The organism is Streptomyces violaceusniger Tu 4113 (genome assembly GCF_000147815.2).
Classification (GTDB): domain Bacteria; phylum Actinomycetota; class Actinomycetes; order Streptomycetales; family Streptomycetaceae; genus Streptomyces; species Streptomyces violaceusniger_A.
Genome location: NC_015957.1, coordinates 3,995,512 through 4,016,278, shown reverse-complemented (window position 1 = coordinate 4,016,278; position 20,767 = coordinate 3,995,512). Strand labels below are relative to the sequence as shown.

4 protein-coding genes are annotated in these 20,767 nt (G+C 72.8%); all 4 read right to left on the bottom strand.

The features are described from left to right. Positions 1-31 precede the first annotated feature (31 nt). Positions 32-5,128, bottom strand: a complete 5,097-nt coding sequence (locus STRVI_RS17275; protein WP_014056956.1) for a type I polyketide synthase — start codon at positions 5,126-5,128, stop codon at positions 32-34. Beyond that, positions 5,128-18,678, bottom strand: coding sequence for a type I polyketide synthase (locus tag STRVI_RS54370; RefSeq protein ID WP_014056955.1), 13,551 nt, complete (start codon positions 18,676-18,678; stop codon positions 5,128-5,130). Before STRVI_RS54370 ends, STRVI_RS17275 begins: the two co-directional genes overlap by 1 nt. Positions 18,679-18,815: 137 nt before the next feature. Beyond that, entirely contained in the window at positions 18,816-19,790 is a 975-nt protein-coding gene (gene rfbB / locus STRVI_RS17265; RefSeq protein ID WP_014056954.1) for a dTDP-glucose 4,6-dehydratase, read from the bottom strand. Between the two features lie 13 nt (positions 19,791-19,803). Next, positions 19,804-20,676: a glucose-1-phosphate thymidylyltransferase RfbA gene (rfbA, locus tag STRVI_RS17260; protein WP_043236057.1), complete on the bottom strand. Its 873-nt coding sequence runs from the start codon at positions 20,674-20,676 to the stop codon at positions 19,804-19,806. Between the last annotated feature and the right edge of the window lie 91 nt (positions 20,677-20,767).

Below are 20,767 nucleotides of genomic sequence, written 5' to 3'. Positions count from 1 at the left end.
TCGGTGGCGGCCAGGGCGATGGCGCTGTGGTTCATCGGGCCGTCAGATCCCGGCCCAGCAGCTCGAACATCCCGTCGAGCAGCTCGAACATCTCGTCGTCCGTGGCCGATTCGATGTCGTCCAGCTCCAGGGCGGCGAGGGTGGACTGGGCGCGGTCGAGCTCCGCGACTGACGCGGTGTCCCTGGACTCCTCGTCCGACGGCAGGAGTTCCTCCCGCAGCAGCCCGGCGAGGTCGTCGGCGGTCGGGTAGTCGAAGACGAGGGTGACCGGCAGCCGCAGCCCGGTGGCGGCGTTCAGCCGGTTGCGCAGATCGACCGCGGTGAGCGAGTCGAATCCCAGCTCCTTGAAGGCCCGTCCGGTCTCGACCGCGCCCGCGTCGGCGTAGCCGAGGGCCGCCGCCGCCTGCTCGCTCACCAGCTCCACCAGGGCGGTGTGGCGGTCGGCCGGGCTCAGCTCCACGAGCCGCTTGCGCAGCGCCGCGGCGCCACCGGCCTCCTCCCCCTCTGCTGCGGCCGGGTCCTGCCCGGTGCCGCCCGCCTCGGGGAGGTCGGCGAGCAGCGGCAGCGGGCGGGTGGTGGACAGGGCGGGGGCGAACCGGCCCCAGTCGATGTCGGCCGCGACGAGGAAACCGTCGCCGTGCGCGACCGTCTGCCGCAGCAGTTCCAGGGCCCGCACACCGTCGATGGGCGGCGCGCCACGCCGTCGCAACTGGTCCGTCACCTCACCGTCGATCATTCCGCCGCCCGCCCAGGCGCTCCAGGCCACCGAGGTGGCGGGCAGGCCGTCCGCGCACCGGAGTTGGGCGAGCGCGTCGAGATACGCGCTGGCCGCGGCGTAGTTGCCCTGTCCGGCGGCGCCCACGGTTCCGGCGATCGAGGAGAGCAGGACGAACGCGTCGAGGTCCAGGTCCCGGGTGAGCTCGTGCAGATGACGCGCGCCCGCCACCTTCGGTCGCAGTACGGCCTCGATCCGCTCGGGGGTGAGCGCGTCGACAGTGGCATCGTCCAGCACGCCCGCGGCGTGCACGACGGCGGTCAGCGGGTGGTCCGCGCCATCGCCCGTGACCGAGTCCAGCAGGTGGGCCAGCGCCGCGCGGTCGGACACATCGCAGGCGGCGACGGTCACCTGGGCGCCGCGCTCGGTCAGTTCGGCCTCCAGCTCGGCCGCGCCCGGGGCCTGGGGCCCGCGGCGGCTGACGAGCACCACGTGCTCGGCGCCCTCGTGGACCAGCCAGCGGGCGATCTGGGCGCCGACACCGCCGGTGCCACCGGTGATCAGGACGGTGCCGCGGGGCTGCCAGCGCTCGGTGGAGGACGTGGCACCGGCCCGCCTGAGCCGCCGGGCGAGGGTGCCCGAGGCGCGGATGGCCAGTTGGTCCTCACCGTGCTGGCCGGTCAGGGCGTGGGCGAGCGCCCGGAGGGAGCCCTCGTCCAGCCTGGCGGGCAGATCGATCAAACCGCCCCAGCGCTGCGGGTGTTCCAGGGCGACCGCCCCGCCCAGGCCCCAGACGAGGGCTTGTGCGGGGGCTTCGAGACGATCGGCGCCACCTGCGGAGACGGCGCCGCGGGTGACACACCACAGGGGCGCGTCGAGGCCCGCGTCGCCCAGCGCCCGTACCAGGGCGAGGGTGGTGGCGAACCCGGTGGGGATGTCGGGGTGTGCCGGATGCGGTGCCTCGTCGAAGGCCAGCAGGGACACCACCCCGCCGGGCGCCCCGGCTTCCCCGAGGGCCTCGGTGATACGGGCGGCGAGGCGGGTGCGGTCGGTGTCGTCCGCGCCGATCCGCAGGGGGACGATCTCGGCGCCGAACTCGGCGAGTCCGCGGGTGATGGCCTCGGCCGTGGCGGGCTCGGTCGTGGCGGCTGCGGTGGCGGTGGCGGGCTCGGTCGTGGCGGGACCGGTGGTGACGGGTCCAGCCCCGACGGCCCCGGTCACGGTGGCCCCGGAGTTGGCGGCTCCGGCCTCGACGGCTCCGGTCACGGTGGCTCCCGAATTGGCGGACCCAGCCTCGACGGCCCCGGGCGCCGTGGCTCCCAAGCCGGCGGACCCAGCCTCGACGGCCCCGGTGTCGGTGGCCCCGGCCTCTGCGGGGAGCACCACCAACAGGCGACCGGTGAGCGCGGGGGTCCGCTGTCCGTCGATCGGCTGCCAGCCGATGCGGTAGCGCCACGAGTCGAGCATTGCCTGGTCGCTCAGCCGGGACCGCCACGAGGAGAGCAGCGGAAGCACCTCGCTGAGCGGCGCGTCGGCGCCGGTGCCCAGTGTGGCCGTCAGCGTGTCCAGGTCGGCGTTCTCGACCGCGGTCCAGAACTCGGCCTCCGCCGGGCCCGTGGCCGCCTCGGCGACGGGCCCGCTCTGGGGCTCGACCCAGTAACGGGCACGCTGGAACGGGTACGTGGGAAGGTCGACACGGCCGGCTCCCCGCCCGGCTAACAGCCCCCGCCAGTCCGCCTCCGCGCCGTGGACGTACGCCTGGGCGAGCGAGAGCAGCATCCGCTCGGGGCCGCCCTCCTCGCGGCGCAGGGTGCCGATGACGGCGGCCGTGCCGTCGGCGGCCTCGACGGTGGCCTCCATGGCGGCGGCCAGCACGGGGTGCGGGCTCACCTCCACGAACAGCCGGTGGCCGCTGGTGAGCAGCGCCCGGGTGGCCGTTTCGAGCCGCACGGTCTCGCGCAGATTCCGGGCCCAGTAGGCGGCGTCGAGCCCGGCGGTGTCGAGGGGTTCGCCGGTGACGGTCGAGTGGAAGACGATCCGCGAGGTGCGCGGACGGATGGGGGCGAGGATGTCCAGCAACTCGTCGTGGATCTGCTCCACCTGGGCGGAGTGCGAGGCGTAGTCCACCGAAATCAGCTTCGCCCGTACGTCCTCGGCCTCGCATCGGGCCAGCAGCTCGTGCAGCGCATCCGGTTCACCGGAGACCACCACCGCGCCGGGGCCGTTGACGGCCGCCACCGAGATACGGCCGTCCCACGCGGCGATCCGCTCCCGCACCTCCTCGACCGGGAGCGAAACGGACATCATGCCGCCGTGTCCGGCAAGGCCCCGTGCGATGGCCTGCGACCGCAACGCCACCACCCGCGCCCCGTCCTCCAACGACAACCCACCCGCCACCACCGCCGCAGCAATCTCCCCCTGCGAATGCCCCACCACCGCCGCAGGCACCACCCCACACGACCGCCACACCTCCGCCAACGACACCATCACCCCCCACAACGCCGGCTGCACCACATCCACCCGACCCAACCCCGGACCCCCACCCCGCAACACCTCGCCCAACGACCACTCCACAAACTCCGCCAGCGCCACCTCACACTCCGCCAACCGCCCCGCGAACACCGGCGAGGAATCCAGCAACTCCACCGCCATCCCCACCCACTGCGACCCCTGCCCCGGAAACACGAACACCGGACGGGCCTCCACCACCGCCGCGCCCTGGCCGCGCACCACCCCGGTAGACACCCCGCCGAAGGCCAACACCTCCAGGCGGCCGAGCAGTTGGAAGCGGTCAGCGCCCACGACCGCGGCGCGGTATTCGAAGGCCGACCGTCCGGTGGCGAGCGCGTGGCCGACGTCGGCCGGGGACAGGCCAGGACGCTCGTTCAGCCGCGCCAGCAGCCGCTCCGCCTGCGCCCGCAGGGCCACTTCGCTTCTGCCGGAGAGCACCCAGGGGACGGCGGAGCCGCCGAGCGCGGTCCCGTCGAGTGCGGGTGCGCCGTCTTCGTCGTCCTCCCCGGCGGCCGGGGCCTGTTCGAGGATGACATGGGCGTTGGTGCCGCTCACGCCGAACGCGGACACCCCGGCCCGGCGCGGACGGCCACGCTCCGGCCACTCCTGGGCCTCGGTCAGCAGCTCGACCGCGCCGGAGGACCAGTTGACGGCCGGGGACGCCTGGTCGACGTGGAGTGTCCTCGGCAGCGTTCCGTGGCGCAGCGCCATCACCGTCTTGATGACCCCGCCGACCCCGGCCGCCGCCTGGGTGTGGCCGATGTTGGACTTGAGCGAACCGAGCCACAGCGGATGGCCGGAGGTGCGGCCCTTGCCGTAGGTGGCGAGCAGCGCGCCCGCCTCGATCGGGTCGCCGAGCGCCGTGCCCGTGCCATGGGCCTCGACGGCGTCGACGTCGTCCACCGTCAGCCCGGCGGCGGTCAGCGCCGCCTCGATGACCCGGCGCTGGGCCGGGCCGTTGGGCGCGGCGAGGCCGTTGCTGGCACCGTCCTGGTTGATGGCGCTGGAGCGCAGGACGGCGAGGACCGGGTGGCCGTTGCGACGGGCGTCGGACAGCCGCTCCAGCAGCACCATGCCCGCGCCCTCGCCCCAGCCGGTGCCGTCGGCGCCCGCGGCGAAGGACTTGCAGCGGCCGTTGGCCGCCAGCCCGCGCTGATGGCTGAACTCGACGAAGACACCGGGAGTGGCCATCACCGCCACCCCTCCGGCCAGTGCCAGCGAGCATTCGCCGCGGCGCAGCGCCTGGGCCGCCAGATGCATGGTCACCAGCGATGAGGAGCACGCGGTGTCCAGGGTGACGGCCGGTCCTTCGAGGCCGAGGGTGTAGGAGATGCGCCCGGAGGCGACGCTGGAGACGTTGCCGATCAGCAGATGGCCCTCGACGCTCTGCGGCGCGTACTGCGGATCTCCGCCGTACTGGAACGAGGCGAGTCCCACATAGACCCCGGCCCTGCTCCCCTTCAGCGAGAGCGGGTCGATGCCCGCGCGTTCGATCGCCTCCCAGGACACTTCGAGCAGCAGCCGCTGCTGCGGGTCCATGGCCAGCGCCTCACGCGGGGAGATGCCGAAGAAGGCCGGGTCGAACTGGTCGGCGTCGTGGACGAATCCGCCTTCACGGGTGTTGCAGGTGCCCGACCGGCCCGGATCCGGGTCGTAGAGTCCCTCGACGTCCCAGCCCCGGTTGGCGGGGAATTCCGAGATCGCGTCCCGGCCCTCGGCCACCAGCCGCCACAGGTCCTCCGGTGAGCGGACACCGCCGGGGAAGCGGCAGCCCATCGAGACCACGGCGATCGGCTCCCGCTCGTCGGCCTCGATCTGGTCCAGCCGCGCACGGGCCTGCTTGAGATCGGAGGAGACCCGCTTGAGGTAGGTGAGGAGTTTCTCTTCGTTCTCGTTCGCCATCAGGAAGCCCCGAATTCGTTGTCGATGAAGTCGAAGACCTCGTCGGCGGTAGCGGAAAGGAGTTCGGTGTCGGGGGATGGGCTGCCGGTGTCTTCCACGGGCGTGCCGCCCAACTTCGCCATGAGGTCGCCGAGACGCCCCGTCAGCCGCTTCCGGACTCCGTCGTCGGCGATCAGCTCCGGCAGCGCGGACTCCCACCGGTCCAGGTCGTCGAGAAGGGTGAGCGCGTCCGTCGGCCGGGCCGACGGCAGCTCGCCGCGGAGGTACTCGGCCAGCGGCGCGGGCGCCGGATAGTCGAAGACGAGGGTGGCGGGCAGGTCGAGTCCGGTGACCGTGGCCAGCCGGTTGCGCAGTTCGACGGCGGTGAGCGAGTCGAAGCCCAGCTCCTTGAACGGGCGGCCGCCGGCGACCGCGTCGGACGAGGAGTGGCCGAGCACGGCCGCCGCCTGGGCGTGCACCAGATCCCGCAGGGCCCGGCCCAGGTCCTCGCCCGACAGGCCCGCGAGGCTCTCCAGGAAGGTGTCCGCCACGCCGTCCGGCCCGGTGCCATCGGGGGCTGCCGCCGTGGTGGCGAGGGCGTCGCGCACCTCCGGCAGCTCGCCGATCAGCGGCCGGGGGCGCGCCGCGGTGAAGCCGGGGACGAAGCGGTCCCAGCGCACATCGGCGAGGACAAGGGAGGTCTCGCCGGCGTGCAGTGCCTCGCCGAGCGCGGCCACCGCCAACTGCGGTGCCATCGCGGGCAGTCCGCGACGGCTGAGGTGCTCCGCCACCTCGCCGTGCTCGATCATGCCGTGGTCGGCCCAGGGGCCCCAGGCCACGGAGGTGGCGGGGAGGCCGCGTGCCGCGCGGTGCTCGGCGAGGGCGTCCAGGCAGGCGTTGGCGGAGGCGTAGGCGCTCTGTCCGCCACTCCCCCAGGTGGCGGCGATCGAGGAGAAGAGCACGAACGCCTCGAGGTGATCCTGGTCCAGCAACCCGTCCAGATGAGCCGCGCCCAGGACCTTGCCGTCGGCCATCTCCGCGAAGTCGGCCACCGTACTGTCGGCGAGCTGGGCGAACTCCACGACGCCCGCGGCGTGGAAGACGGCGTGCACCGGGTCGCCTCCCGCGGTGGTCCGGTGCAGCAGCGCCGCCACCTCGTTACGGTCGCGGACGTCGCACGCCGCCACCGTCACCCGCACACCGCCCTCGCCCAGCGCGGTCAGCTCGTCGCGCAGTTCGGCGGCGCCGGGGGCCGCCATGCCACGTCGGCTGGTGAGCACGAGATGTTCGGCGCCGGAGCGGGCCAGCCAGCGGGCGACCTGGGCGCCGAGCCCACCGGTGCCCCCGGTGATCAGCACGGTGCCATGCGGCTTCCAGCTCTCCCGGCCCGGTGTGCGCAGCGGCGCCCGGACGAGCCGCCGGACGAACACCCCGGCGTCGCGGAGGGCGAGCTGGTCCTCCGGACCGCTGCCGCCGACGATGCCGGAGAGCGCGGCGCACAGCCGGTCGGCCGTCCGCTCGTCGAGGTTCCCGGGGAGGTCGACAAGACCGCCCCACCGCTGTGGGTGTTCCAGGGCCACGACCCGGCCGAGGCCCCAGGTGGCGGCCTGTGCGGGGCTGCCGAGCGGATTGGATCCGCTCACCGACACGGCTCCGGCGGTGGCGAGCCACAGCGGCGCGGCGATCCCCACGTCGCCCAGCGCCTGGATCAGCCCGACATTGAGGGCCAGACCGGTGGTGAGCGCGGTGTGTTCGGGGTGCGGGCCGTCGTCGAGGGCGAGCAGCGAGAGCACACCGGCCGGGGTGCCCCCGGTGGCCACCGCCTGACGCAGCCGCTCGGCGAGCGCGTCACGGCCGGTCGTGGACAGGGTGAGGGGGGTGACGTGTGCGCCGCGCCGGTCGAGGGCGGCCGCCACAGCGGCGACCCGCGCGCTGTCGGCCCGGCCCTCGGGCACGGCCAGCAGCCAGATGCCGGACAGCGGCGCCGTACGTTCCTCGACGGACACCGGGGACCAGGTGATCCGGTAGCGCCAGGAGTCCACGGTGGCGCGGTCGCTCTGGCCCCGGCGCCAAGAGGAGAGCGCGGGCAGCAGTTCGCTGAGCCGCGTCTGCTGGTCGATCTCCAGGGTGGTGGTCAGCGCCTCCAGGTCCTCGCGCTCGACCGCCTCCCAGAAGCGTGCCTCCACGGAGGACGCGTCCGTGGCGGTGGCGGTGGCGGTCGGGGTTCCAGGCGCGGCGGGGTCGAACCAGTAGCGCTGCCGCTGGAAGGCGTACGTGGGCAACTCCACCCGGCGCGTACCACGCCCGGCGAACACCCGCCCCCAATCCACCTCGCCACCATGAGCGTGGAGCTGGGCGACCCCGGACAGCAGCGCCTCGGCCTCGGCACGGTCCTTGCGCAGCAAGGGGATGAACGCCGCGGCGGCCTCGGAGACGCAGTCCCGGCCCATGGCGGAGAGCACACCGGCCGGGCCGATCTCCACATAGCGGGTGACACCCTGACCTTCGAGGAACCGTATGCCGTCCCCGAAACGCACCGCCTGACGCACATGGCGCACCCAGTACTCCGGCGAGCACACCTCCTCGCCCGCCAACTCGCCCGTGACGTTCGAGACGATCACCAGTCGCGGTGCGGAGTAGCCGATCCGGCCCGCCACCTCGGCGAACTCGGCCAGCATCCCCTCCATCAGCGGCGAGTGGAAAGCGTGCGAGACGCTCAGCCGCTTGCTCTTGACCCCCACCGCCTCGGCCACCGCCAGCACCGCCGACTCCTCACCGGAGATGACGGTCGCCGCCGGGCCGTTGACCGCGGCCACACTCACCCGGTCCTCGTAACCGGCCAGATGCGGCAGCACCTCCGCCTCCGCGGCCTGGAGGGAGACCATCGCACCGCCCTCGGGCAGCGCCTGCATCAGCCGACCGCGCGCCCCGACAAGAGCGGCCGCGTCCTCCAGTGAGAACACCCCCGCCACATGCGCCGCCACCAGCTCCCCCACCGAATGCCCCACCACGTAATCCGGTGCGAGACCCCACGATTCGATGAGCCGGAAGAGCGCCACCTCTACTGCGAACAACCCGGTCTGCGTGAACACCGTCCGGTCCAGCGCCTCCGCATCCCCGCCGAAGACCACCTCCCGCACCGAACCATCCAGATGACGGTCCAGTTCGGCGCACACCGCGTCGAACGCCTCCGCGAACACCGGGAACTCTGTGTACAACTCTCTTCCCATACCGGGTCGTTGTGCGCCCTGCCCGGTGAACAGGAACGCCGTCCTGCCCTCCTCGTCGGCTACTGTGCCGGGGGTGATGCCCGTGGCGAGCTGGTTCAGTCCGCTCAGCAGTTCCTCCCGGTCGCGGCAGACGACCGCCGCCCGGTGACCGAAGGCGGACCGGGCCTGCGCCAGCGAGTAGCCCACATCCACCGGATCCAGCTCCGGCCGCGCCGCCACGTACGACCGCAGCCGCTCCGCCTGGGCGCGCAACGCCACCTCGGTGCGGCCGGACACCAACCACGGCACCACATCGGTGCGCACCGACGGCCCCGGCTCCGGGTCGGCGGCGGGCTCGGCGGGCGGTTCCTCCAGGATGAGGTGGGCGTTGGTGCCGCTGATGCCGAAGGCGGACACCCCGGCGCGGCGCACCCGCTCGCCCGTCGGCCAGTCCCTGGCCTCGGTCAGCAGCTCGACCGCTCCCGTCGTCCAGTCCACATGCGGGGTGGGCTCCTTGACGTGGAGCGTCCTGGGCAGCAGACCGTGGCGCATCGCCATGACCATCTTGATGACACCGGCGCCGCCGGCCGCGCCCTGGGTGTGGCCGATGTTGGACTTCAGCGCGCCCAGCCACAGCGGCCGTTCGGCCTCCCGGCCCTGGCCGTAGGTGGCGAGGATGGCCTGGGCCTCGATCGGGTCGCCGAGCGTGGTGCCGGTGCCGTGGGCCTCGACGGCGTCCACCTCGGCGGCCGACAGCCCGGCGTTCGCCAGCGCCTGGCGGATCACCCGCTGCTGGGACGGGCCGTTGGGGGCGGTGAGGCCGTTGCTGGCGCCGTCCTGGTTGACGGCGGAGCCGCGCACCAGCGCCAGCACCTCGTGCCCGTTGGCCCGCGCGTCGGACAGTCGCTCCAGGAGCACCATGCTGACGCCCTCGCCCCAGCTCGTGCCGTCGGTGTCGGAGGAGAACGCCTTCGACCTGCCGTCGGGGGCGAGGCCGCGCTGCCGGCTGAACTCGATGAACAGGCTCGGCGTGGACATCATCGTCGTGCCGCCCGCCAGCGCCATCGAGCATTCGCCCTGGCGCAGCGCCTGCGCCGCCTGGTGGATGGCGACCAGGGAGGAGGAGCACGCGGTGTCGATGGTGAGCGCCGGGCCCTCCCAGCCGAGGGAGTAGGCGATGCGGCCGGAGACCACGCTGGCGGCCTTGCCGGTCAGGAGATACCCCTCCATGTCCTCGGGGATCTCGCCGAGCCCCGAGGCGTAGTCCTGGCCGGTGGAGCCGATGAACACGCCCGCGGTGCTGCCCCGCGTGGTGTGCGGGTCGATCCCGGCGCGCTCCAGCGCCTCCCAGGAGGTCTCCAGCAGCAGCCGCTGCTGCGGGTCCATGGCGAGCGCCTCGCGCGGGGAGATCCCGAAGAACTCGGGGTCGAAGTGGTAGGCGTCGTAGAGGAAGCCGCCCTCCTTGGCGTAACTCCTGCCCGGCGTATCGGGGTTGGGGTCGTACAGCTCCTCGACGTTCCAGCCACGGTCGGCCGGGAAGGCCGAGATCACATCGCGGCCGTCCGCCACCAGCTCCCACAGCTCCTCGGGGCCGCGGACCCCGCCCGGCAGCCGGCAGCTCATGGCCACGATGGCGATCGGATCGTCGTCGGCGGGCCGGACGGCGGCGACCACGGCTGCCGCCTCCTCCCGCTCGCCCAGCGCCTCGCGCCGCAGCTGGTCCACCAGCACGGCGGGGGTCGGATAGTCGAAGAGGAGGGTGGTCGGCAGCCGCAGCCCGGTGGCCGCGCCCAGCCGGTTGCGCAACTCCACGGCGGTCAGGGAGTCGAAGCCGACCTCGCGGAAGGCGCGGGTGGCCTCGATGTCCTCCGGGGCGGCGAGCCCCAGCACGCCCGCCGCGTGTTCCCGCACCAGGTCCAGCAGGAACGGGTCCCGGTCGGCCGCCGCCAGGGCGGCCAGCCGCCGGCCGAGCGAGCTCTCGCCCGTTTCCACGGCCCCGCCTCCGCCACCGGCCCGCACCACCCGGCGGACCGGCGTCCTGACCAGGCCGCGCAGATACGCGGGCACGGCGTCCTGGCCGGGGGTGCCGCTCGCGGCCCGCCTGCGCAGATCCGCCAGATCGAGCCGGACGGGCACCAGAGTGGCGTCCCCGGCCGCCCGCGCGGCGTCGAAGAGTTCCATGCCCTCCGCGCTGGGCAGCGGACGGATACCGGAGCGTGCCATGCGCCGCACATCGGCGTCGGCCAGATGGCCGCTCATGCCGCTGCGCTGCTCCCACAGGCCCCAGGCCAGGGACTGGGCGGCCAGGCCACGGGCCCTGCGGTGCTGGGCGAGGGAGTCCAGGAAGGCGTTGGCCGCGGCGTAGTTGGCCTGTCCGGCGTTGCCGATGGTGGCGACGACCGAGGAGTAGAGGACGAACGCGGCCAGGTCGTGGTCCGCGGTCAGCTCGTGCAGATTCCATGCGGCGTCCACCTTGGGCCGCAGCACCAGGTCGAGCCGCTCGGGGTTCAGCGCGTCCACGACGCCGTCGTCGAGCACACCCGCCGCGTGGATCACGGCGGTCAGCGGATGCGCGGCGGGTATCGCGCCGAGCAGCCCGGCGAGCGCCTCCCGGTCGGCCGTATCGCAGGCGGCGACGGTGACGGCGGCCCCCAACTCGTCCAGCTCCGCGCGGAGTTCGGCCATGCCCTCGGCGGCGGGCCCGCGCCGGCTGGTCAGCAGCAGATGCCGTACGCCGTGCTCGGACACGAGGTGACGGGCGAGGAGCCCGCCGAGGGTGCCGGTGGCGCCGGTGACGAGAACGGTGCCCTCGGGGTCCAGCCGTCGGTGGGCGTCGGCGGCCTCGGTGGGCCGTGTGCTGGCGGACTCGGTAGCCCTGGTGGCGGCGACCTCGGAGGCTTCGGTGGCGGTGGCCTCGGTGGCCTCGCTGGCGGTGGCCACGGTCGCGGCGAGCCCGGCAACCTCGGTGCCGGTGACCCCAACAACCTCGGTGCCGTTGGCCTCAGCGGTCTCGGCGCCGGTGGCCACGGTCGCGGCGAGCCCGGCAACCCCGGTGCCGGTGACCCCAACAACCTCGGTGCCGTTGGCCTCAGCGGTCTCGGCGCCGGTGGCCACGGTCGCGGCGAGCCCGGCAACCCCGGTGCCGGTGACCCCAACAACCTCGGTGCCATCAGCCTCAGCGGCAGTGACCACCGTAGCCCCGGCAGCGGCAACCCCGGCCCCGGCAACCTGGTCAACCCCGGTGCCGGTGACCCCAGAAGTCCGGGTGGCGGTGCCGCCGGTAACCCCAGCAGCCGCACCGGCCCCAGCCCCCATAGCCACCCGGCCCAGCCGGGGTACCCGCGCCCGGCCCTCGCGCACCGCGCACTGCGGTTCGCCCGAGGCCACCGCACCCGGGAGGGCGTCGACCGACTCCGGGTGGCCGTCGAGGTCGACGAGGACGAAGCGTCCGGGATGCTCCGACTGCGCCGAACGCACCAGCCCCCATACGGCGCCGTGTGCCACATCGGGCACCTCTTCGCCGGGGACGGCCGCGACCGCGCCTCGGGTGACGAACACCAGCCTGGAGGAGGCGAAGCGCTCGTCGGAGATCCACCGCTGGATCAGCGCCAGCACGCGGTGGGTGGCCGCGTGGGCCGCCTCCGCCACGTCTCCGTCGTCCTCAACGGTGCGGGTGCACGGCACCAGTACCGCGTCCGGCACGTCCGCCGCCTCGTCGTAGGGCACCGCGTCCACGGCCGGGGAGAGTCCGAGCGGGTCGTCGCCGAGCACCGCCCAGGTCGCCGGGGCCACGGCCGCGTCCGCGGCGGACGCGGTGGACGCGGCGGGCCACTCCAGGCGGAACAGCGACGGGTGGAGGGCGGAGCGGCCGCCGATCGGTTCGGGCGTGTCCGCCGTGCGCAGTACGAGCCGGTCCACCGAGACCACCGGGGCGCCGCTCGGGTCGGCCGCGGCCACCGCGTAAGTGTCGGAACCGGTCGGTGTCAGCCGTACCCGCAGCGCCGTGGCGCCCGTGGCGTGCAGTACGACACCGCTCCATGAGGAGGCCAGCCGCGCCCCGTCGCCGCCGCCGTCGCCCGGGGCCTCCACCACGTCGAGCACCGACTCGAGCAACACCGGGTGCAGACCGTAGCGCTGGGCGTCGGCCTCCTCGGCCTCGGTCAGCCCCACCTCGGCGTAGAGGTCCTCACCCAGCCGCCAGGCCGCGACGGCGCCTCCCGCCACCTCCACCGGGACCGCATCGGTCGGCGGCCACACGGCGAGGCCCAGGTCCGTGACCGGCGTACCGACACCCAGGACCGCGGTGGCGTACCGCGTCCACGGTTCGTCGGAGTCCGCGCCCTCGGCGCGCGCGTAGACGCTGAGCGCGCGCAAGCCGCCACCGTCCGGGGCGCCGACGCGCACCTGGATCACCGCGGCGCCCTTCTCGGGCAGCACCAGCGGCGTGTCCAGGGAGAGTTCCTCGATCCGGAGGCAGCCGACCTGGTCGCCCGCCCGGATCGCCAGCTCGGCGAGGGCGCTGCCGGGGAGCACGGCCGCGTCCGGGCCGGTGCGCTCGGTCAGCCAGGGGTGGTCCTGTGCGGAGATCCGGCCGGTGAACAGATGGTCGTCCGCCCCGGCCAGCGGGATCGCCGCGCCGAGCAGCGGATGTCCGGCCGGGTCGAGTCCGGCGGCGGCCACATCGCTCGCCGCCACCGGCTTGTCCAGCCAGTACCGCTGCCGCTGGAACGGATACGTCGGCAGCTCCACGTCCGGTGCGCCGCGCCCCGGGCCGCCCCCGAACACGGCGTCCCAGGACGGCTCGACACCCTGCACATACGCCTCGGCGAACGAGCCGGCGAAGCGCTCCGGGTCGCCCTCGTCCCGGCGCAGCGTGCCGACGACGGCGGCGCTCCCTCCGGCGTCCTCGATGGTCTGCTGGAGCGACATGGCGAGCATGGGGTGCGGAGCGCACTCGATGAACGCCGTGTGGCCGTCGGCCAGCAGCGCCCGGGTGGCCCGCTCGAAGTCCACCGGCTCGCGCATGTTCCGGTACCAGTAGTCGGTGTCCAGCTCCGTGGTGGCCAGCGGCCCGCCGGTCACCGTGGAGTAGTACGCGATCCGCGAGGCGCGCGGCCGCACCCCCGCCACGTCGCGCAACAGCCGCTCGCGCAAGCCGTCGACCTGCGGGGAGTGCCCGGCCGTGTCCACGCCAGGCACCCGGCGGGACTTCACCCCGTCGGCGGCCAGCTCGGCCATGAAGGCGTCCAAGGCCTCCGGGTCGCCGGAGACGGTCACCGTTGCGGGGCTGTTGACGGCGGCGATGCCGAGCCGTTCGCTCCACGGCCGAAGCCGCTCGGCGACCGTCTCGGCCGAGGCGAGCACCGAGAGCATGCCGCCCTTGCCGCTCAGCTCGGCCCATGCCTGGCTGCGCCGGGCCACCACCTTGGCGGCGTCCTCCAGCGAGAGCCCTCCCGCCACGTAGGCGGCGGCGATCTCGCCCTGCGAATGGCCCACCACCGCCGCCGATTCGACGCCGTACGAGCGCCACAGCGCGGCCAGCGACACCATCACCGCGAACAGCGCGGGCTGGACCACATCGATGCGGGACAGTGACGGGGCGCCCGGCTCACCGCGCAGCACCTCGCGCAACGACCAGTCCAGGAACGGCTCCAGCGCGTCGGCGCACGCCTCCAGCCGCTCCGCGAAGACGGGCGAGGCGTTCCACAGCGGGAGTGCCATCCCGATCCACTGCGAGCCCTGCCCGGGGAAGACGAACACGGCCTTCCGGCGCCCGCCCGCCGTGCCCTGGACCACATGGGACGCCGGGGTGCCCTGCGCGAGCGCGCCGAGCCCGTCCAGGAGCCGCTCCCGGTCCCGGCCGAGGACCACCGCCCGGTGGCCGAAGGCCGTCCGGGTGGTGGCGAGCGCGCGGCCGAGTGCGGCGAGATCGGTGCCGGGGTGGTCGGCCAGGTGGTCGCGCAGTTGCTCGGCCCGGGTCCGCAGGGCCTGTTCGGTGCGCCCGCTCAGTACCCAGGGCAGCACGGGCAGACCCGGAGCCGCGGGACGAGCCTTCTCCTGGGCGGCGACGTCCGGTTCGGCCGGGGCCTGCTCCAGGATGGCGTGGGCGTTGGTGCCGCTGATGCCGAAGGACGAGACGCCCGCGCGCCGTGGCCGCGCGGTCTCCGGCTCCGGCCACGGCCGGGCCTCGGTCAGCAGTTCCACGCCCCCGGACGACCAGTCGACATGCGGCGAGGGCTCGTGTACGTGCAGGGTCTTGGGGAGCGTGCCGTGGCGCAGCGCCATCACCATCTTGATGACCCCGGCCACGCCCGCCGCCGCCTGGGGGTGGCCGACGTTGGACTTCAGCGAGCCGAGCCACAGCGGCCGGTCCTCGGGGCGGTCCTGGCCGTAGGTGGCGAGCAGGGCTCCCGCCTCGATGGGGTCGCCGAGCGAGGTGCCGGTGCCGTGTGCCTCGACCGCGTCCACATCGGCCGTGGTGAGCCCGGCGTCCGCCAGCGCCTGCCGGATGACGCGCTGCTGGGCCGGTCCGCTCGGGGCGGTGAGGCCGTTGCTCGCGCCGTCCTGGTTGGTGGCGGAGCCACGGACCAGCGCCAGCACCCGGTGGCCGTTGCGCCGCGCGTCCGACAGGCGCTCCAGCAGCACCATGCCCACGCCCTCGCCCCAGCCGGTGCCATCGGCGTCGGACGAGAACGCCTTGCAGCGGCCGTCGGGCGACAGCGCCTTCTGGCGGCTCAGCTCCACGAAGATCCCGGGGCTGGACATCACGGTGGCGCCGCCGGCCAGCGCCAGCGAGCACTCGCCCTCACGCAGCGACCGCACGGCCATGTGCAGCGCCACCAGGGACGACGAGCACGCCGTGTCCACGGTGACCGCCGGGCCTTCAAGACCCCAGGTGTAGGCGATACGGCCGGAGGCGACGCTGGTGGTGCCGCCGGTCAGCAGATAACCCTCGAACCCTTCCGACGCCTCGTCCATCCGCGGCCCGTAGTCCTGCGGCATGGTGCCGACGAAGACGCCGGCGTCGCTGCCCTTGAGCGTGGCGGGGTCGATCCCGGCGCGCTCGAACGCCTCCCACGCGGTCTCCAGCAGCAGCCGCTGCTGGGGGTCCATCGCCTGGGCCTCGCGGGGGCTGATGCCGAAGAAGGCCGGGTCGAACTGGTCGGCCTCGTAGAGGAATCCGCCCTCGCGCACATAGCTGGTGCCGTGGCGGGCCGGGTCCGGGTCGTAGAGCCCCTCCAGGTCCCAGCCCCGGTTGGCGGGGAAACCCGCGATGGCGTCCCGGCCCTCGCCGAGCAACTGCCAGAGCTGCTCGGGCGTGCGCACCCCGCCGGGAAGGCGGCAGCTCATCGCCACGATGGCGATCGGGTCGTCGTGGCCGGTGGCGCGCCGGGCGGCGGCCGGACGCGAGGCCGTGGCCGTGGCCGTCCGGGAGCCCACCGCCACGTCCTGGACGTGGCGGGAGAGGGCCAGCGGGGTGGGGTGGTCGAAGAGGACGGTCCCGGCGAGCCGTGTTCCGGTGGCGGTGCTGAGGAGGTCGCGCAGCTCGACGGACATCAACGAGTCGAAGCCGAGATCCTTGAAGATCGTCTCGGGGTCGACGGTCTCGGGGCCGCGGGAGCCCAGGACCCAGGCGGTGTGCGTACGGACCAGCTCCAGCGCCACGCGCTCGCGCTCGGCGGGGTCGGCCAGGGCGGCGAACTCCTCGCGCCAGGAGAGGGGTTCACCGGTGGCGGCCTCCTCGATCCCGGGCAGGTCGCTGTCCAGCCAGTAGCGCTGCCGCTGGAAGGCGTACGTGGGCAACTCCACCCGGCGCGTACCACGCCCGGCGAACACCCGCCCCCAATCCACCTCGCCACCATGAGCGTGGAGCTGGGCGACCCCGGACAGCAGCGCCTCGGCCTCGGCACGGTCCTTGCGCAGCAAGGGGATGAACGCCGCGGCGGCCTCGGAGACGCAGTCCCGGCCCATGGCGGAGAGCACACCGGCCGGGCCGATCTCCACATAGCGGGTGACACCCTGACCTTCGAGGAACCGTATGCCGTCCCCGAAACGCACCGCCTGACGCACATGGCGCACCCAGTACTCCGGCGAGCACACCTCCTCGCCCGCCAACTCGCCCGTGACGTTCGAGACGATCACCAGTCGCGGTGCGGAGTAGCCGATCCGGCCCGCCACCTCGGCGAACTCGGCCAGCATCCCCTCCATCAGCGGCGAGTGGAAGGCGTGCGAGACGCTCAGCCGCTTGCTCTTGCCTCCCACCGCCTCGGCCACCGCCAGCACCGCCGACTCCTCACCGGAGATGACGGTCGCCGCCGGGCCGTTGACCGCGGCCACACTCACCCGGTCCTCGTAACCGGCCAGATGCGGCAGCACCTCCGCCTCCGCGGCCTGGAGGGAGACCATCGCACCGCCCTCGGGCAGCGCCTGCATCAGCCGACCGCGCGCCCCGACAAGAGCGGCCGCGTCCTCCAGTGAGAACACCCCCGCCACATGCGCCGCCACCAGCTCCCCCACCGAATGCCCCACCACGAAATCCGGTGCGACACCCCACGACGCCACCAGCCGGAACAGCGCCACCTCCACAGCGAACAACCCGGTCTGCGTGAACACCGTCCGGTCCAGCGCCTCCGCGTCACCGCCGAAGACCACCTCCCGCACCGAACCATCCAGATGACGGTCCAACTCCGCACAGACCGCGTCGAACGCCTCCGCGAACACCGGGAACTCTGCGTACAGTTCACGCCCCATGCCCAGCCGCTGGGCCCCTTGCCCGGTGAACAGGAACGCCGTCCCACCGCGGCCCGCCACCGTGCCCGGGACCACGCCCGTGGCCAGTTCGTCGAGGCCCCTCAGCAGCTCGTCCCGGTCGCGGCCGACGACCGCCGCCCGGTGGCCGAAGGCGGACCGGCCCAGCGCCAGCGAGTACGACACATCCACCGGGTCCAGCTCCGGCCGCGCCGCCACGTACGACCGCAGCCGCCGAGCCTGAGCCCGCAGCGCCGCCTCGCCGCGGGCCGAGAGCACCCAGGGCACCACGTCGAGGTCCATCGGCCGTTCCGCGGCCGGGTCTTCGGCGGGTGCCTGCTCCAGCACCATGTGCACATTGGTGCCGCCCATGCCGAACGAGCTGACGCCCGCGAGCCGTGGGGTGTCCGCCTCCGGGACCCAGGGGGCGAGGGCGGTCTGGACCGTGAGGCCCAGGCTGTCCAGGGGGATGGCGGGGTTCGGTGTCTCGTAGTTGAGGCTCGGGAACAGTTCGCGGTGGGCGAGCGAGAGCAGCGTCTTGATGAGGCCGGTGATTCCGGCGGCGCCTTCGAGGTGGCCCACGTTCGTCTTGGCGGAGCCGACGCGCAGCGGCGCGCCGTGTGCCCTGCCGGTGCCCAGGACCGCGCCGAGCGCCTGGGCCTCGACCGGGTCGCCGATCTTGGTGCCGGTGCCGTGCAGTTCGACGTACTGGACCCGGGCGGGGTCGACCCCGGCGCGCTCGTAGGCGGCGCGCAGCATGGCCTCCTGCCCGTGGGCCGCGGGGGTGGTGAGGCTGTCGCCGCCGCCGTCGTTGTTGGCCTCGGAGCCGCGGATCACACCCAGCATGGGGTCGCCGTCGCGTCGGGCGTCCGCGAGCCGTTTGAGTACGACGAGGCCGCCGCCCTCACCGCGCACATAGCCGTTGGCACGGGCGTCGAAGGTGAAGGAGCGGCCGTCCGGGGAGAGCGCGCCGAAGCGGGAGGCGGCGATGAAGCTGTCGGGGGCGAGGTTGAGTTGGACGCCACCCGCGACGGCGGTCTCGGTCTCGCCGCGCCGCAGGCTCTCGCAGGCCAGGTGGACGGCGGCCAGGGACGAGGACTGCCCGGTGTCCACGGCCACGCTGGGGCCGCGCAGTCCCAGGGCGTAGGAGACCCGGTTGGCGATGATGCCGCGGTTCAGGCCGGTGAGGGTGTGCTGGGTGATGGTGGCCGGTTCGCGGCGGTGGACCAGTGTCGCGTAGTCGTCGGCGATGGCGCCGATGAAGACGCCGGTGCGGCTGCCCTCGAGGTGCGCGGGGACGAGTCCGGCGTTTTCCAGGGCTTCCCAGCACAGTTCCAGCGCGAGCCGCTGCTGGGGGTCCATCGCCAGTGCCTCGCGGGGTGAAATCCCGAAGAACTCCGGATCGAACTCGGCTGCCGTTTCGACGAACCCGCCGAACCGAATGCCGGCGTCCCGGAGCTCATCGGCATACCGGTCCGCCGGAATCTCCGTGATGGCGCTCTCTCCATTGCGCAGCAACTGCCAGAACCCATCCGGTGTCGATGCGCCCGGTACGCGACATGCCATACCGATGACCGCGATGTGCCCGTCACGCACCAGGGAGTTCTCCGCCATCACGACCTCAGACTCTTCTCTCAGTTGAGATACGACGCGACTGGACTGACCATGATCCGGAAGTCGACGGTATGGGCTCGGGAGTCGCCTCAACCACCCCTAACCATCGGCACCCCTAACCGTGGGTATAGGGGTGGTCACCTCTTCTTGAGAGGTTCCCACCAACCGCGGTGTGTCATGTACCACTTGGCGGTTTCCGCGAGACCGTTCTCGAACGATATCTCGGGGCGGTATCCCAGTTCGGCGGAGATTTTCGCGATGTCCACGGAGTAACGGCGGTCGTGGCCCTTGCGGTCGGGCACCCTCTCGACCATCGACCGGTCGGCGCCGAGGAGTTCGAGCAGCCGTTCCGTGAGGTCCAGATTGGTCAGTTCGGTGCCGCCGCCGATGTTGTAGACCTCTCCCGGGCGGCCGTTCTCGGCGACCAGGGCGATACCGCGGCAGTGGTCGTCCACATGCAGCCAGTCCCGGACGTTTCCGCCGTCGCCGTAGAGCGGCACCGGTTTGCCGTCCATGAGGTTGGTGACAAAGAGCGGAATGACCTTCTCGGGGTGCTGGTACGGGCCGTAGTTGTTGGAGCAGCGGGTCACACAGACGGGCAGTCCATGGGTGCGGTGGAAAGCCCTGGCCAGCAGATCGGAGGACGCCTTGGACGCGGAATACGGCGAGTTTGGCTCCAGCGGTTCCTGCTCGCTCCAGGAGCCGCTTTCAATGGAGCCGTAGACCTCGTCCGTGGAGACGTGGACGAATTTTCCGACCTCCGCGTTCGCGGCCGCGTTGAGGAGCGTGTGCGTGCCCAAAACATTGGTGCGCACGAATTCCTCGGCGCCGGATATCGAGCGGTCGACATGCGATTCCGCGGCGAAGTGGACCACCAGATCGGTGCCGCGCAGCAGCTCGCCCACGAGCTCGCCGTCGCAGATGTCGCCGCGGACGAAGCGCAGCCGGGGGCTGTCGGCGACCTCGGCCAGGTTGGCCTCGTTGCCCGCGTAGGTGAGCTTGTCCACCACCACGACCTGGGCGTCCGCCCAGGCGGCGTACGCCCCTGTCAACGTCTGCCGGACGAAGTGGGAGCCGATGAAGCCCGCGCCGCCGGTCACAACTATGCGCACTGGAGACAACCCTTCAGCGATGATTGGCCGCGATATCCATCAGATATTTTCCGTAGTCCGTCTTGCCGAGTTCCGCACCGAGCTCATAGCAGGCGGTCGCGTCGATGAAACCCATGCGGAAGGATATCTCCTCGAGACAGGCGATCCGCACTCCCTGGCGCTGTTCCAGAAGCTGCACATACTGGCCCGCCTGCAGCAGCGAGTCATGAGTTCCGGTGTCCAGCCAGGCGAATCCGCGGCCGAGCCCCACCAGTCTGGCCTTTCCGCGCTCCAGATAGACGCGGTTGACGTCCGTGATCTCGAGTTCGCCGCGCGCGGAGGGCTGTACGTTCTTGGCGATGTCCACGACGTCGTTGTCGTAGAGATACAGACCGGTGATCGCCAGATTGGACCGGGGAGCGGCCGGCTTCTCCTCGAGGGAGATCAGCCGGCCCTGCTCGTCCATTTCCCCGACACCATAGCGCTCGGGGTCCTTGACTCCGTAGCCGAAGAGCACACAGCCGTCGACATGGCTTGCCTCGTTGTGCAGCATCTTCGAAAACCCGGGCCCGTGGAAGATGTTGTCGCCCAGGACCAGGGCCACCTGGTCGTCGCCGATGAACTCGGCTCCGATGATGAATGCCTCGGCGATGCCATTGGCCTCGGGCTGTTCGGCGTACTCGATCGAAAGGCCCAGCCGGCGGCCGTCGCCGAGGAGTGCGCGGAACAGCCCCACATGGAGCGGGGTGGAAATGATCTGGATTTCCCTGACGCCGCCGAGCATGAGCACCGACAGCGGGTAATAGATCATCGGTTTGTTGTAGACGGGAAGGATCTGCTTCGACACCGCATGTGTCAAAGGATGCAGTCGGGTACCGCTTCCTCCGGCGAGGACTATGCCCTTCATGCGGCCAGAAGCTATCAACGCGGTCGGCCCGCGCTCCAGGTCTGCCACGGCGATAGGGGGGTAATCAGGGGTGGTCATGGAACAGGGGTGG

Bases quoted from the DNA above. Each gene is read 5' to 3' on its own strand.
- STRVI_RS17275 (WP_014056956.1), bottom strand. From the start codon at position 5,128: ATGGCGAACGAGAACGAAGAGAAACTCCTCACCTACCTCAAGCGGGTC.
- STRVI_RS54370 (WP_014056955.1), bottom strand. From the start codon at position 18,678: ATGGCGGAGAACTCCCTGGTGCGTGACGGGCACATCGCGGTCATCGGT.
- rfbA (WP_043236057.1), bottom strand. From the start codon at position 20,676: ATGAAGGGCATAGTCCTCGCCGGAGGAAGCGGTACCCGACTGCATCCT.